Annotated in this window: 12 protein-coding genes; 4 read left to right on the top strand and 8 right to left on the bottom strand. The window is 66.7% G+C overall.

Annotated elements, in window-relative coordinates; all coding sequences use genetic code 11:
- Nucleotides 1-9: 9 nt before the first annotated feature.
- From GFH48_RS00465 to GFH48_RS00435, 7 genes are all read right to left on the bottom strand, one after another.
- Nucleotides 10-801: a class II aldolase/adducin family protein gene (locus GFH48_RS00465; protein ID WP_153292642.1), complete on the bottom strand. Its 792-nt coding sequence runs from the start codon at nucleotides 799-801 to the stop codon at nucleotides 10-12.
- Nucleotides 802-1,100: 299 nt separating this feature from the next.
- Nucleotides 1,101-1,466: a DUF4387 domain-containing protein gene (locus GFH48_RS00460; protein WP_153286315.1), complete on the bottom strand. Its 366-nt coding sequence runs from the start codon at nucleotides 1,464-1,466 to the stop codon at nucleotides 1,101-1,103.
- Nucleotides 1,459-2,850 (bottom strand): acyclic terpene utilization AtuA family protein, encoded by a 1,392-nt coding sequence (locus GFH48_RS00455; protein ID WP_153286314.1) that lies wholly within the window; start codon nucleotides 2,848-2,850, stop codon nucleotides 1,459-1,461. Before GFH48_RS00455 ends, GFH48_RS00460 begins: the two co-directional genes overlap by 8 nt.
- Entirely contained in the window at nucleotides 2,834-3,946 is a 1,113-nt protein-coding gene (locus GFH48_RS00450) for an ABC transporter ATP-binding protein (protein ID WP_153286313.1), read from the bottom strand. The genes GFH48_RS00455 and GFH48_RS00450 overlap by 17 nt, the downstream gene beginning before the upstream one ends.
- Complete coding sequence (locus tag GFH48_RS00445) at nucleotides 3,939-5,678, bottom strand: ABC transporter permease (protein WP_153286312.1); 1,740 nt, start codon at nucleotides 5,676-5,678, stop codon at nucleotides 3,939-3,941. Before GFH48_RS00445 ends, GFH48_RS00450 begins: the two co-directional genes overlap by 8 nt.
- Nucleotides 5,675-6,796 carry an ABC transporter substrate-binding protein gene (locus GFH48_RS00440; protein ID WP_194280438.1) on the bottom strand — a complete coding sequence of 374 codons (1,122 nt, stop codon included), beginning with the start codon at nucleotides 6,794-6,796 and terminating at the stop codon, nucleotides 5,675-5,677. Before GFH48_RS00440 ends, GFH48_RS00445 begins: the two co-directional genes overlap by 4 nt.
- Nucleotides 6,797-7,085: 289 nt before the next feature.
- Entirely contained in the window at nucleotides 7,086-8,033 is a 948-nt protein-coding gene (locus GFH48_RS00435; protein ID WP_228120202.1) for an alpha/beta hydrolase, read from the bottom strand.
- 391 nt (nucleotides 8,034-8,424) lie between these two features.
- Here GFH48_RS00435 and GFH48_RS00430 point away from each other — a divergent pair, with 391 nt between their 5' ends.
- The 3 genes from GFH48_RS00430 to GFH48_RS00420 all read left to right on the top strand — a co-directional run bounded on the left by GFH48_RS00430 (nucleotide 8,425) and on the right by GFH48_RS00420 (nucleotide 11,517).
- Complete coding sequence (locus tag GFH48_RS00430) at nucleotides 8,425-9,144, top strand: GntR family transcriptional regulator (protein ID WP_153286309.1); 720 nt, start codon at nucleotides 8,425-8,427, stop codon at nucleotides 9,142-9,144.
- 71 nt (nucleotides 9,145-9,215) lie between these two features.
- On the top strand, nucleotides 9,216-10,670 hold the full coding sequence (locus GFH48_RS00425) for an alpha/beta hydrolase family protein (RefSeq protein ID WP_153286308.1): 1,455 nt from the start codon (nucleotides 9,216-9,218) through the stop codon (nucleotides 10,668-10,670).
- A 334-nt stretch (nucleotides 10,671-11,004) separates the two neighbouring features.
- Nucleotides 11,005-11,517, top strand: coding sequence for a DUF6328 family protein (locus GFH48_RS00420; protein WP_194280810.1), 513 nt, complete (start codon nucleotides 11,005-11,007; stop codon nucleotides 11,515-11,517).
- A gap of 380 nt (nucleotides 11,518-11,897) precedes the next feature.
- On the opposite strand, the gene GFH48_RS00415 is transcribed toward GFH48_RS00420, so the two are convergent.
- A complete protein-coding gene (locus GFH48_RS00415; protein ID WP_194280809.1) occupies nucleotides 11,898-12,458 on the bottom strand; it encodes a TetR/AcrR family transcriptional regulator C-terminal domain-containing protein in 561 nt (186 codons plus the stop codon).
- Between the two features lie 72 nt (nucleotides 12,459-12,530).
- On the opposite strand from GFH48_RS00415, the gene GFH48_RS00410 reads away from it, so the two are divergent.
- Nucleotides 12,531-13,787 (top strand): FAD-dependent monooxygenase, encoded by a 1,257-nt coding sequence (locus GFH48_RS00410; RefSeq protein ID WP_322746971.1) that lies wholly within the window; start codon nucleotides 12,531-12,533, stop codon nucleotides 13,785-13,787.
- Nucleotides 13,788-14,451: the final 664 nt, after the last annotated feature.

The following is a 14,451-nucleotide window of genomic DNA, read 5'->3' as shown; positions in this document are numbered from 1 at the left end:
TCCGCGCGGCTAGTCGAAGAGGTCGGGGTCAGTGCGGGAGATCTGGTCGAAGAGAGGCTGAAACTGGAACCAGCCCGCCAGGTCGAAGCCCACTTGCGCGTAGGTGACCTTTGCCTCCTCGTGCGGGATCTGGATGGTCGGCCCCGCCGCCTTGGCGGCCAACTGGGCCTGCGCGGATCGTTCCATCGTGATGAACCAGTAGGCCGCGGCGTCGACAGACCCAGCCGCTGTGAGCAGCCCGTGGTTGCGCAGGATGACCGCCTTGTGGCCGCCGAGCGCCTCAGCGATCCGCCGGCCTTCCTCTGGATCATTCGCCACGCCCGAGTAGTTCTCATAGCAGCCGTGATCCTCGTAGAACGCGCAGGCGTCCTGGGTGAGGGGTTCGAGCCGTTGGCCTGTCGCCGACAGGGCCTTCCCGTACACCGAATGGCTGTGGGCTGCGCCGACGGCGTCAGGGCGTGCCGCGTGCACAGCCGAGTGGATGGCGAAAGCAGCCCGGTTGACCCGGTGACGTCCTTGGACGACATGCCCGTTGTGGTTGACGAGCAGAAGGTCGCTGACCTTGACGTGCTTGAAGGACATTCCGAACGGGTTCACCCAGAAGTGGTCAGGGAACTCAGGATCGCGGGCGGTGATGTGTCCGGCGACGCCTTCTTCGAACCCGAAGCGGCCGAACAGACGCAGCGCGGCCGCGAGCCGCTCCTTTCGGTGCCGTCGCTCGATGGCAGGGTCGGTGAACGGGACAGGGAGCCGGAAGATCAGTTCCTCTTCCGGGATGGGCACCAGATCCTCTCGGCTCAGAGGATCGGTGGTGGGATTCTCGATCGGGGCCACTTCTTGTGTCACTGCCTTCTCCTTCACGTCGTGGTGTCCCTGATGTCCACCTCCGGCACCAGGGGTTCACTGCCCAGGTCTTCTCGTGTCGCGGCCGCTTCCTCCGCGATCGGTGCCGCCATCGCATCGAGCGCTCGGTGGCGGATGCGCCCGGTCGACGAAGGCGACATGGAATCGCCGGCAGCTCTGGCCGGGTTGACGGGGCTTGGCCTCCGGGCCGGGGTGTGTCGACCCATTCCGGAGATGAGGGTGTCAGGGACTCAGGTCTATGACACCGGCTGCGCTTCGTCGGTGAGTGGGTGGTGGGGGACTCGCAGGCAGGCCAGTGGTACGTGGTGCTGTCCGGCGTGTATGTCGCGGTCGCGGAGGCTGGCCTGTGTGACGGGCCGAGGGAAGGAGATCTTTACGGCGTTGAGCGCGGGGATGCGGAATATCTGCACCTGCGTTGCGTCCACTCGGTAGAGATCGGCGATCACCTGCTCGTTGAGGAACGAGTCGTCGGCTGCGATGGCGTATCCGGCGCTGTCCTTCATGAACGTTTCCATGGTGACCCAGAAGGGGCCCGCGTTCTTGGACCGGATCTCGATCGCGTAGTCGCTGAGCTGGGGCGCAGGGGTGGGGTGCTCAGGCACGGGAGACCTCGCGGGAGTAGTGGGTACGGAACATGCCGGTGGCCGATTCGACGTCGACGACGTGGTTGAGTACGAATTCGTAGGCCGGGCCGCGTTCGGTCTCCGCGGGGGAGGTGGCGAACGCGAAGCTCGGCAGGTAGTGCATTTCGGGCAGCGGGAGGTGCAGCATCAGGGGGTTGGCGACCTTGGCGATCGCCGTGGCGGTGGCCTGGGACGGTGCGTTGACCAGGAGCATGACGCCGACCTCGCGCGCGGTGGAGGGGTCGGGGTCGATGTCCTGCAGGATGGCGTTGTGGCCGTAGAGGCGGATGTCCAGGCCGTAGTCGTCGTCGGTCAGTTTGAGGGTCTGGTTGATGCGCTCGGTGACGATGTTGCGCAGCAGAGCGGCCCAGCGGTCGATGTTGGCGACGATGTATGGGTCGCGGATGCCGCTGAAGGAGAGTGTTTCGTAGCCGGTGACGCGGGCGCCCTCGAGTTTGATGGTGTGTTGCTCCGCGGGCTCGAAGCGGGATCCTTCGACGCGTACGCGGCGTTCATCGAGTGGGGCGTAGGTGGCGTCGGAGACGTCGAGGGTGCCCGCGGGTTCGCGCATGCGGTAGGGGTTGGCCGTCTCGTACAGCATGTGTGCCGCTACCGAGATGGGGGTGCAGGCGTTGGCCGGGTCGAGGGGCTCGATGACGAAGCCGTTGTGGTCGATGGTGGCGAAGACACCGCCGGCGCGTGGGTCCGTGGTGCACTGTCCGCCGCATTCGACGATCTTGGCGGCGTGCCAGGTGGGTCCGGCCGGCATGCCGAGCATCAGGGGTACTGCGGCGGCGAGAGCGGTGTCGGTGGCCCGCCCCGCCAGTATGACCTGCGCGCCGGCCTGGATGGCTTCGACGAAGGGCTCGTGGCCCATCATGCCCACGATGTGGGTGCAGCTGTCGAGGGTTTCCGGGGCGAGAGGTCCGTGCGGTGCCAGGGGATGCACCCGTCCCGCGTCAAGTTCTTTCTTGAGGAAGCCGGCGTCCTGTTCGCTGTAGATGCGGGCGATCTTCAGGTCGAGGCCTTCCTCGGCCATGATCTGGTCTGCGATCCCGGCGACCCAGTCGACGCCGGAGTCGGTGCCGCTGGTGCCGCAGGAGCCGACGATCAGGGGGATGTCGGCGGTGGCTGCTGCTCTGAGGAGGAGTCGCAGGTCGCGGCTCACGGCGGAGGCGGTGGTCTTGGCGACACCGGCGCCGAGGTAGTGGGGTCCGGAGTCGGTGGATCCGCCGTCGATTGCGATGACGTCGGGCCCGAGGGCGAGGCCGTAGTCGATGGTCTCCGGGGCGAAGCCGGCGCCGAGCATGCCGGACGGGGTGAGGATTCCGACCCGTGCGGCGGCTTCAGTGGACGGAGGCATGGTGGGTCTCCTGGTTGGAGTTGGCTTCGTCGTGGAAGATGCGGATGTCTTCCGGGGGGAGGCTGATGGTGAGCTCGCTCGCGGCGGCCGGCTGTGTGGTGGTCACGACCACGGGGGTGGGGCCGATGCGGAGGGTGTAGCGGTAGTGGTCACCGAGGTAGGCCTGGTTGTCGATCTTGGTGGTGATGGCACCGGGCGGCGGAGTCGTGTGGCCGTCGCGGTGGATGGTTAGGTTCTCGGGCCGGATGCTGATGCGCACTGGGCCAGGGCGTCTGTCGGTGTGCGGCACGATCAGCGGCTTGCCGAGGCCCTCGATGCTCACGAGGGCGTGGGTTCCGTCGGCCCGCAGGACCTCGGCGGGCATGATGTTGGCGGTGCCCACGAAGTCGGCGACGAACAGGTCGGCCGGGTGTTCGTAGATCTCGGCGGGTGTGCCGACCTGCCGTATCCTGCCGCGGTCCATGACGGCGACACGGTCGCTGACGGACAGGGCTTCGTCCTGGTCGTGCGTCACGAAGACCGTGGTGACTCCGACCTGTGACTGCAGTGTCTTGAGCCACTGCCTTGACCGGTCGCGGAGTTTGGCGTCCAGGTTCGAGAAGGGTTCGTCCAGGAGCAGTATGTCGGGCGGGTGGGCCAGGGCGCGTGCCAGTGCGACCCGTTGCTGCTGACCGCCGGACAGTTCGTGTGGGTATCGGCGGGCGTGGTGGCTCAGTTCGACGAGTTCGAGGACTTCCTGTACGCGCCGGTCGCGTTCCGCCTTGGGTGTCTTGCGGAGCTTGAGCGGATAGCCAACGTTCTGTGCGACCGACAGGTGCGGCCAGATCGCGTACGACTGGAACACGACGCCGCAATTGCGGTGTTCGGGTTCGACGTTGACGCGTCCGTGGTCGAAGACGGTGCGGTCGCCGATAGCGATGCTTCCCGAGTCGGGCCGGTGCAGGCCGGCGATCGACCACAAGGTGGTGGATTTTCCGCAGCCGCTGGGGCCGAGCAGGGTAAAGATCTCGCCGTCCTCGACGGTCAGTGACACGTCGTGCAGAGCGGTGTGCTGGGTGAACTGCTTGGTGATCTTGTTCAGGTGCAGGTCAGGCACGTGGACGCACCCCCAGCAGGGCGCGGCCCGCGCCGAGGACGAGTGAGGTGATGACCATCTGGATGACTCCCAACGCGGCGACGGTCCCGCCGATGCTTGTCGCTGCGAGCTGCAGCATGGTGAGGCCGAGCACGGGGGTCTTGTCGGTGACGAGGAACACCGCCGGTTCGGCGTCGTTGAGCATGGCGACGAAGAGCAGTACGAACGAGGCGCCCATGGCGGGTGTGACGAGGCGGAAGACGATGGTGCGCATCGTTTTCCACCAGGTGGCGCCGGAGGTGCGGGCGGCGTTGTCAAGGTCGGCGCCGATGCCGGCGAGCGCCGGGTAGAAGGCGCTGTAGCCGAGTGCGAGGCTTCGTACGGCGAAGGCGATGCCGATGCCCCACAGGCTGGTGCGTAGGGCACCGGATCTGTCGAGGAGGGCGAAGCTCCAGAAGAACGCCATGCCGGTGACGAGCGCCGGCATCATGCGCGGCCACAGCATGCCTTGTTGGAGGGATCCGCGGAAGCGGAAGGCCGAGCGGTGGGCGACGACCGAGAGGACCGCGATGACGATGGTTGTCACTGCGCCGCCGATGCCGGCGATGAGCAGGCTGTTGGTGATCGAGTTGGTGTAGAGGGAGTTGTCGAGGACGGCGGAGAAGTTGTCGAGGGTCAGCACGCTCCACGGCGAGATGAAGGGCGACAGGATGGAGGTGAAGGCCGTCATGACGACTCCGGCCAGCGGTACGGCCACGAAGACCAGCAGGAAGAGCGTGATCGCTGCCGTGGCGGCCCAGCGCCAGGCGCCGAGCCTGAGGGTGCGGACACTGGTGGGCTTTCCCGTGGTGGTGGTGAACCTGGCGGTGTCGCCCACCAGTCGGTTGCGCAGGACGAGGAGTCCGGAGACGGCGACGAGGAGGAACACCGCGCCGGCGGAGACCAGGCCCTGCTGTGAGTCGTTCACCCAGTGGTCGTAGAGGTATGTGGAGATCAGGCTGATCTTGCTTGAGAATCCGAGGATGAGTGGCAGGCCGAGGACCTCAATGGAGAGGGCGAAGACCAGCAGCGCGGCGTTGGTGATGGCGGGGCGCATCAGCGGCAGGCTGACGGTGAGCAGGCTGCGCAGGGGGCTCGCGCCGGCGGTGCGGGCGGCGTCCTCCAGGGACGGGTCGATCGACAGCAGGGTGCCGCGGCACAGCAGGAAGACGGTGGGGGATGCCACGCTCATTGCAACCATGGCCATACCGGGAATGCTGTAGAGGTTGACCGGCATGTTCAGGGGGGTGTTGGTCTGCAGCCATGAGGAGGCGAATCCTGCCGGGGTCCACATTGCGGCCCAGCCGATGATGAGGACGAGTCCGGGCAGGGCGATCGGGACGAGCAGCAACGTCGTCAGGACACGGCGGCCGGGGATGTCGGTGCGGGTCAGGAACACCGCGCAGGCCACGCCGACCACGATCGAGCCGATGGTGTTGAGTGCGGCGAACAGGATCGAGTTGCTGACCGCGGTCCACCAGCCGCGGTCTGTGAGCAGTGTCCGGAAATTGTCCCAGGTGAGGTGTCCGCCTGTTTCGTACAGCGGGGTCGACCACAGTGAGGCGGCTGCGACAGGGACGACCGACCCGACGATGACGATGAGCGAGAGTGCCCACAGGATGTAGTGGCTCGCGTTGGTCGTGGGCCGTCGCCGTCGACGTTGCTGCGGCGGGGGAGTGCGTGGCAGTGCGGGCTGCAGCCGGGTGACGCTCATCGGCCGTAGGCCTTTTTCCAGCGTTCCACGATCGACGGTTTGTTCTTGACGATGTCCTTCGGGTAGCCGCCGAGCATCATGTTGTCCTTGCCGACGACCGCCTCGATCGCCGGCAGTCCATAAGGGCACTTCACACCGTCGCGGTACGGCGTGAAGCCGCCCTTGCACGCGGCCTGCTGTCCCTCGACCGAGAGAAGGAAGTTCACGAAGAGCTTGCCGGCGTCGGGTGACTTTGCCTTCTTGGTGACGGCGACGGCTCTGGGAAGCAGCGGTGTGCCATCGGTCAGATAGGTGTAGTTGAGGATTTTCGCTGCCTTCTCGCCCTCGATCAGGGCCCGGACCGAGCCGGCGACGAAGTATGTGGCCCGGTACTGGCCCTGGGCCAGTTTCTGTATCAGATTGCCGTTGCCCGACTCGACACCCGAGTTCGGTCCCAGGGCTTCGATGTTCTTCCATCCCGCTTCGCCGTGCTTGGCGGTGTAGTTGCTGACCGCGCCGAAGGACTGGGGATTGCTGATGTCTGTGGTGCCGACTTTGCCCTTGATGGATTTCGACAGCTCGGCCAGGGATTTGAGGTCCTTGGGCTGTTCGTCCTTGGAGATGAGTGCGGTGTTGTACACAGCGACGAGGGGGTCCTCGGACATGGCGAACACGCCGGGGGCGAGTTTCGCGTAACTCGGCAGGTGCGCGAGGTTGGGGTCGTCGTAGTCGACGACGCTGCCCTTGTCGACGAAGTTCAGCATGTCGACGGCGTCGGTGGCCATGACGACGTCCGCGGTGCGCACGCCTGTTGCGGTCTCTGTGGCGTAGCGCTGGAAGGTCTGCGTGTCGTTCATGTTCAGCACGCGCACCTTGATGCCGGCGTACTTCGCTTCAAAGGCCTTGGTGAGCGGCGCCATCTGGTCGGCGTCCGCGTTGGTGTAGAGGAGGAGGGACCCCTGATCTTTGGCCCTGGCGATCGTCTTCGGGTCGAGGGGCGTGGCGGGTGCCGCCTTGCCCACGTCGACCGCGGACGTCGGCTTCGCCGAGCCGTTTGTGTCCGTGGAGCCTCCGCATGCGGTCAGAACGACCGTGCAAGCGGCCGCCAAGGCGCAAGCCCGGGGGAGTGTGATCACCATTGATCCTCCGCTATTTGCTATAGCATGAATATTGTGGAGTGACGCAGCGCTTCTCGGGGAGTGGTGAGGGCGGCGGGGCATGCCAGGCGGCAGCTGGGTCCTGCCTCGGGTGGTGTCGTAGGCCTATGGGATCGGTGGCGGTGTCGGCCTGGAACTGTGTCTGTGCCCGCTGTGGAGTGAGGCGAGAGTGTGGCTCGTGCGAGGTGCCTCGCGCCGTAGGCGAACGAGCGTGCGTCCCGACCGCTCCATAGCGAGGATGGTATTTGCTACAGCAGGATTGTCAACCAGCTCAACCGGACCACTGCGCCGACGGGGAGGGCCGGCCGGAGGGCTGCGCGAACAGCGCCCGTCGCAGGGCGCCGAGCCGGTACGAACGCACTCTCGCACTAAGATCGGCCTCGGGCGCGAGGGTTTCCCCGCCGTGAATACCGCCGGGATGGACGTGCAGTTCCACCGGGACACCGGCGCGCATCATCCGATGTGCGAAGTCCACGGCCTCGTCGCGGAACAGGTCGAGGTCACCGACGTCCACGTAGGTCGGCGGGAGTCCCGCGAGGTCGTCGGCGCGTGCCGGAGCCGCGTAAGCCGGCACCCTGTCCGTCCCGAAGACCTTGCCCAGGTAGGCCTGCCAGGCCTGTATGTTCGCCCCGCGGCTCCATGCCCTGAATCCGGTGTTGGTCCCGTGCGACGCCGTCGGGCAACGGTCGTCCAGCATGGGTGAGATGAGCATCAGGTGGGCGATTGCGGGACCACCGCGGTCGCGGGCGAGGAGCGCGGTGGCCGCTGCCAGGCAACCGCCCGCGCTGGACCCGTGAAGGGCGATGCGGTCAGGATCGATGCCCAGCTCATGGGGGCTGCCCGCCAGCCACCGAAGACCGGCGAAACGGTCGTCGACAGCGGCGGGGTACGGGTTCTCGGGGGCGAGCCGGTACTCAGCCGAGACGACGACACAGCCGACCGCCTGGGCGAGCCAGGACGCTTTCGCATCGTCGCTCCCGGCGCTGCCCGGTACCAATCCGTCGCCGTGGATGTAATAGAGGCACGGGGACGGCGCGCCGCTGCCCGCGGGTCGATACACCCGTACCCGCACCTTGGGGTCCGTCCCGGGCCAGGCCGAGTAGGCAATGACTTCGATGTCCGGTGGTGCGGTGCGCCCCGGTCGGGGCGCGGCCAACTCAGCCTGGTTCCGGCGCCGTTGCGAGATGTCCTCGATGTCGCTCAGCCTCTGAGAACCCACGATGTCGAGGTACTGCTCAAGACGGCCCCGCACCCGGGGCCCTCCAGCTTCAGACACGGCGCGCTCTTGCCGCGCTGCGCATCGAGGTTGCACGCAGGGGAGCCTGGGAGTCTTGATTGTCTGAGGGACGTCGGATTCACGGCGGGCCGCCAGAGGACTCGGCCAGCCCGGTTCCTTCCCCCATCGGGATTTCGGCCCTCGCGAAGGGGTGCCCGATCTCTGGCGCGAGGCATGCCCCATCGAGAGCCTTGAGATCCCACCCCCGGTGGACTCGAGAGCTCAGGCAGGGATCTGGGCTATTCGCCCGTCCGGTGCGGCGGTTCACCTGAAGCCAGGCACTTCCCCGGCCGGTCCGAGTTGACAATCATGCTGTAGCAAATAACATGCCACCATGGCCTTGCTCCCCCAGCTCCCGTCACCGGTCACCCTCGGCGATCAGGCGTACGCCGCCATTCGCGAGGCTATTGTGACCGGAGCTCTCAAGCGCGGGGAGAAAGTGACAGAGCGGGGCCTGGCCGAGTCTCTCAGCATCAGTGCGACACCCGTCCGCGAGGCACTGCGGCGCTTGGAGCAGGACCGTCTGGTGGAGCGCACCGGGCCTCGATCGGTCCGTATCGCGCAGTTCGGGATGGACGAGCTTCGCGAGTTCACCATGATGGAGGATGTGCTGCGAGCGCTCGCGGCCCGTCTGGCCGCCGAGAAGTCGACGGCAGCCCAACGCCGGGAGATGTCTGACTGCCTGGACGGGGCCGACGCACTACGGGGCCGGCTGCATGAGACGGACGCGGGGAGCGACGCCGAGCGGGACCTTGTGCTCGAGATCCAGGAACTCATGCGGCATTTCCATCAGCTCGTGGACCAGGCCAGCGGCAACGCGACTCTTGTCCAGATGCTGCGCACCGTCGACGCGTTCGGGACGGAGGAGCGGCGAGCCGGCGTCCTGTCCGAGGTGCGCAGCGAGCGCGCGAAGGTCGTCGACGAGAGATACAGGCAGCACCGTGTCATTTTTGAAGCTGTCGCGGCCGGCAATGGTGAGCTGGCCGAGGAACTGATGCGGGCTCACAGTCACACCTCCAACACCTCCCGGATCGCGACGCGCTTCTCGAACTGACGGGCCGGCGATTCGGGAAATCCACTCGACATGCATGCTATAGCATATTGCAAAAGTCAGGAGCGTACACCTTGCCCCGAGCCGATGCGGCAATACGCAGCCTCCGACGACTCGCGCCCCGCCGGCGGACCGCCGCTCTGACAGCGGTTCTGGCCACAACGATCCTCGGAACGCTCGCCAATCCGACCGCTCAGTCTGCGGGTTGGCCGCAGCCCGGGCCTATCGCCTGCCCGCCTGGGCTCGCGGCGAAAGCCACTTGCTACGCCGGCCGGGATCCGGCCGGCGCCTACTACACGATGGCCGTCCCCACGCACTGGAACGGTTCCCTGGTCGTTCACGCCCACGGCGGCCCCGACTTCTCCTACGACTCGTCGAGTCCCACCGAGGACTTGGAGCGCTGGGAGGTGATGGTGGACGAGGGATACGCCTGGGCCGGGTCCTCATACCGCCGAGGCGGTTACGGCGTCAGGATGGCCGCCGCCGACACCGAGAACGTACGCCGCCTGTTCACCGACCGCTTCGGCCGCCCCGACCGGACCTATCTGCACGGTCAGTCCTACGGCGGCAACGTCGCCGCCAAGGTCGCCGAGACCTACGGCAGGAAACACGGAGCCTACGACGGGGTACTGCTGACCAACGGCCTCCTGGCCGGCGGATCGCGCGGCTACGACCACCGGGTCGACCTGCGGGCGCTCTACCAGTACTACTGCAAGAACCTTCCCCGTCCCACCGAAGCGCAGTACCCGCTGTGGCAGGGGCTGCCCGCCGACTCCGCCCTGACCCCCGCCGACGTCCAGGAGCGCCTGCAGGAGTGCACCGGCATCGAAACCGAACCAGCCGCCCGCACCACCGCTCAGCAGCGCAACCTCGACGACATAGTGGCTGCCACCCGTATCCCGGAAGCCTCGCTCGCAACGAATCTGCAGTACGCAACGTTCCTCTTCCAGGACATCGTGACCAAACGGCTCGACGGCCGCAACCCGTTCAGCAACCGCGGCGTCCGCTACGACGGCTCCCACGACGACAAGGCACTCAACGCAGGGGTGGCCCGCTTCTCCGCCGACCCCAGCGCACAGCGTGACTACTCCTACGACAGTGATCTGACAGGCCGCGTCACCCTCCCCGTTCTCACCCTCCACGCGATCGACGACCCGCAGGTCTACGTAGAACACGAGGCGGCCTACCGAGCCGTCCTGCGCAGCTCGGGTCAGGACGGACACCTCGTACAGACCTTCACCACGGAGAACACGCACAGTGAGCTGAGTGACTCCGAATACGCCAACTCGCTGTCCGCGCTGGACACATGGGTGCGCTCAGGCCGTAAGCCGACGCCCAGCTCGATCGCACGCTCCTGCGGAGACTTCGACAACACATACGGCACGGGATGCTTCTACGATCCGACGTACCGCCCCGCTCCGTATGCAACCCAGGTACGCCCGCGGCCCGGCGGACGGCACTGGCCTGTCATGACCGCAGCTCAGGAACGCGCGTGGAGTCGCATCGACGGTGTGGGGATCGCCCCCTGACTCACCACGTCCTGCGTGTCGAGGGTCCTCGGACGCCGACCGGTACGGGCGGGGAGATCTGACGGTGGAGCTGGACGGTGCGCGCGGACCGTCCGGGCGTACCGCACCGGGCTCGGGCTTCCCCGTCCTGACCGTGCCCGCGGTCGACCTTGCCACCCTCGCGCAAGCAGTGGGTGCCCGTTGACGCACACGCTTTTGCAGGGCACGCCCCAACGAGAGGTCAACAGATGGCCAACTCGAGGTGCACGATCGCGGCGATCGGGGGTATGTGCCGACACGGGCGACTACACCGGGAGGGTCTGTGGCGGACGGCAGGGTTGCGGAAGCGATACCAGTGGGTGGGGCGTCAGAAGGAGCCGAGCAGGCGCGTCGCCAGGAGTCCGAGGCTGAGCGCGCCGACCGGCAGTGGAACGAACTGATGCAGGAGGTTCGAGTCGCGCAGACTGGCGTCCAGATCCTCTTCGGTTTCCTGCTGAGTGTGGCCTTCACGCCGGCCTTCGGGCAGCTGTCCGACACAGACCGGATCATTTACATCACCACAGTGGTGCTCGGCGCGACTGCGACCGGTGCCCTCATCGCGCCGGTTCCGTTTCACCGGTGGGTGTCTGGCCGCAGTATCAAGGCGCAGGCAGTCCGCTGGGCCGCTCGGCTTACCTTCCTCGGTCTGGCGCTCCTGATTGCCACGCTCACCTCGGCCCTGTTTCTGATCTTGCGGGTGGCCACGCATGACGCCTTCGTACCGTGGCTTGTGGGCGGGGTGGTGGCCTGGTACCTCGCGTGCTGGGTGGTGCTGCCGCTGTGGGCACGACAGCGGTATACGACCGTGGCCGAGGAGGACGTCGACTGATGACATGCTGCGGATCGAGGCTTTCGCTGAATGGGGCGGGTTTGTAGGCGCCGGTACCTGCCGAAGCGACCCGTACCGACCGACACCCCGTGCCAGTCCCCCTCTCACCCCCGTCTCTGAGCTTCCCGTGGCAGGCCGACGCCCTCGGATAGCGGCTCAGGGAGGCTGGGGGAGCGGGGTGTGCCCAGGATGGGCCGGCCTCCGCTTCCACCCTTAACCGGCCGGCGCACCTCGGGCCAGACAGTGTTGACGTGGCGTAGTGGACCACGTGCGAGCCGGTACGAGCGTGGAACCTGGTGCTGCTCCGCCGGCCGTGACATCTCCGGCGCAGCCGGCGCACTCTGTGCTGTGTCCACGCTGACGGGGCAGCCGAATGCGGCCTATACCTCGGTGCGGTGCACTAGCCCGTTCAGGATGAGGGCGAGACCTGCCTCGAACGCCGATGTGTGATCGATCCCGGGCATGTCGGCCGGGAGATCGATGCGGCCGCTGGGGTTGGTTTCCGCTTGCTCTTCCAGCACGCTGCCGACTGTGAAGCGGCCGGCAGCGAGCATGGCCATTTGCGCGTCCCGTTCGGGGACGCCGGAGGCGACGAGAAAGTGGATCTTGTGCCGGATCCGGTCGAGGTCGCTGGTGGGGGTGGTGCCGGCGTGGAGCCGGGCGCCGTCCCGGCACATCAGCAGGGTGCGTCTGAAGCTGCGGGTGTTGTCCAGGAACCACTCGCGCCAGTCGTCCTCGGGCGCGGGCAGGGGTGCGGTCGCGTGCGGTGTCATCGCGGCCTGTGCCATAGCGGCGAGGAGGTCCTTTTTGGTGCGGAAGTACCAGTAGAGCGATGGCTGTTCCACGTTCAGTCGCTTTGCCAGCCGTCTGGTGCTGACGGCGTCGAGTCCGACCTCGTCGAGCAGGCCGAGCGCCTCGGCGACGACGGCCTCACGGTTCATCTTGGTCACATTGACAATCTATCGCTGATAGGCGACCTTGAGGGGAATCTTTCACTGATAGATTTTGGGGTGATGGGTATGACCAAATTTTCGGGAGCACCGTCCTTGAGGGTCCTCATGGCCGGCGGGGGAGTCGCAGGCCACGCCCTGGCTTTCTGGCTCACGCGAGGCGGCCACCGGGTGACTGTGGCGGAACGCTTCCCCGCGCTCCGGGCTGCCGGGGCCCAAGTCGACCTGCGCGGGCAGGGAATCCAGGCCGTCCAGCGGATGGGGCTTCTCGACGCAGTCCGCGGCAAGCTCGTGGACGAGGCGGGCGTCGCCTTCGTCGATGCGCGCGGCAAGGCCAGGGCGACGATCATGGCCAACACCTCCGGGCAGGGCCGACAGACCCTCACGTCGGAGTACGAGATCATGCGAGGCGACCTGATACGCATACTCAACGACGCCACGAAGGACGATGCCGAGTTCGTTTTCGGCAAGAGCGTCGCGGGCTTCGAGCAAGACGACCACAGGGTCGTCGCGCACTTCTCCGACGGCTCCTGCGGCGAATTCGACCTCCTGGTCGGTGCGGACGGACAGGGATCACGCATCCGGCGGGCGGTCCTCCCGGACGCTCCCGACCCGTACTGGCGGGTGGGCATCCACATGGCCTACTGGTTCGTCCCACGCATCGCGTCGGACAGCAACATCCGGGACACCTATATGGTCCCGGGTGGGCGTCAGATCATGCGCCGCAGCCACAACCCCACCGAGACACAGGCGTATTTCGTACTGCGGGAGGAATCCGAGGAAGCCTCGGCGATCCACCGGGCGCCCGTCGAGCGTCAACAGGAGTTCTGGGCAAACAGGTTCGCCGACGCAGGGTGGCAGACCGAGCGGTTCACCGAGGGCATGAGAACAAGCCCGTTCTTCTACTCACAGGAAATCGCCCAGGTCCGCACGGACACCTGGTCCAAAGGCCGTGTGGTCCTGGCCGGAGACGCCGCTCACTGCGCCTCCCCGTACAGCGGTATGGGGATTTCGGGTGGCCTGGTGGGCGCCCATGTCCTGGCCGGTGAGATCAACCGGCACCCGACCGACCTGCCGACAGCACTGGCGAATTACGACCATGTGCTGCGGCCCTTCATCAACGAGATCCAGGGCCAGGTCACCCCGCGTCTTCTGCGTCTGGGCCTGCCGATGACCCAGCGAGCAATCGACGTCTTCCAGGCCACCACCGCACTCGCCTGCTTCCTGCGCGTCCCCGACCTGGCCGCACGGCTCTCGAAGGAGGACCGCGGCGGCAACTGGCAGCTCCCTGAGGATCCCGTACCGACCGGCACCGTCTGAGAACGACCGCGCAGCGGAAACCGACGCCACCCTGCTGGCGGTGCGAAGGGTTCTTGAGGCTTACAGACCGGCGCCGCCGCGCGGTGCGCCTGCCCAGGAAACCGTCCGCGGCATGTCTCGTCAGCCGCCGATGCCTGCTGCGCAGCAGACGACGAAGTCGTGGACCCGTGTGGGCAGTCAGTCAGGTTCGGGCTCTGGCTGCGGCTTGGCTGCGGCAGGTTCCTCAGCGGTGATGGCGGTGTGCAAGACGGACGATCTCTGCTTGTTGCGCTGGGCATGATTGTTGGCGATCAGACCTTCGAGGGTGGTGGCACGACGGTGGTGTGAGGTTCGCAGCTGGCGCGTCCGCCCATCAGCTGGGTGTCCGTGTACTTCCGGCGCCACAGGGCTGTTGAGCCTTCTGGATCAAGTTCTTCGTCACGAGCCTCGGGCCATGGAGCCGTGGCGCGTGAAATGCGAGCCCAGTTCAGGGCATCTGAGTGGGCGAGCGTCGGATGCGGCCAGGCGACAGTCCACATTGACCACTTGTCCCGGAAGGACCTCGCCGTGTCCCCGACCGCCAAATCTCTGGGATCCGCTGTGGAGTACAGGGTGGCGAGCAGGGGGTGGTCTCATCGGACGAAGGCTCAGCGGCGGTGAAGGGGAGGGCGGCCGGGGCGAGTTC

Source organism: Streptomyces fagopyri (genome assembly GCF_009498275.1).
Classification (GTDB): domain Bacteria; phylum Actinomycetota; class Actinomycetes; order Streptomycetales; family Streptomycetaceae; genus Streptomyces; species Streptomyces fagopyri.
Note: the sequence above shows the minus strand (reverse complement) of the source record. Positions and strands in the feature narration are given on the sequence as shown.

What these genes read in the sequence shown, in the direction of transcription:
- GFH48_RS00410 (WP_322746971.1), top strand. Translation starts at nt 12,531, where the DNA reads ATGGGTATGACCAAATTTTCGGGAGCACCGTCCTTGAGGGTCCTCATG.
- GFH48_RS00455 (WP_153286314.1), bottom strand. Translation starts at nt 2,850, where the DNA reads ATGCCTCCGTCCACTGAAGCCGCCGCACGGGTCGGAATCCTCACCCCG.
- GFH48_RS00430 (WP_153286309.1), top strand. Translation starts at nt 8,425, where the DNA reads ATGGCCTTGCTCCCCCAGCTCCCGTCACCGGTCACCCTCGGCGATCAG.
- GFH48_RS00445 (WP_153286312.1), bottom strand. Translation starts at nt 5,678, where the DNA reads ATGAGCGTCACCCGGCTGCAGCCCGCACTGCCACGCACTCCCCCGCCG.
- GFH48_RS00415 (WP_194280809.1), bottom strand. Translation starts at nt 12,458, where the DNA reads ATGAACCGTGAGGCCGTCGTCGCCGAGGCGCTCGGCCTGCTCGACGAG.
- GFH48_RS00440 (WP_194280438.1), bottom strand. Translation starts at nt 6,796, where the DNA reads ATGGTGATCACACTCCCCCGGGCTTGCGCCTTGGCGGCCGCTTGCACG.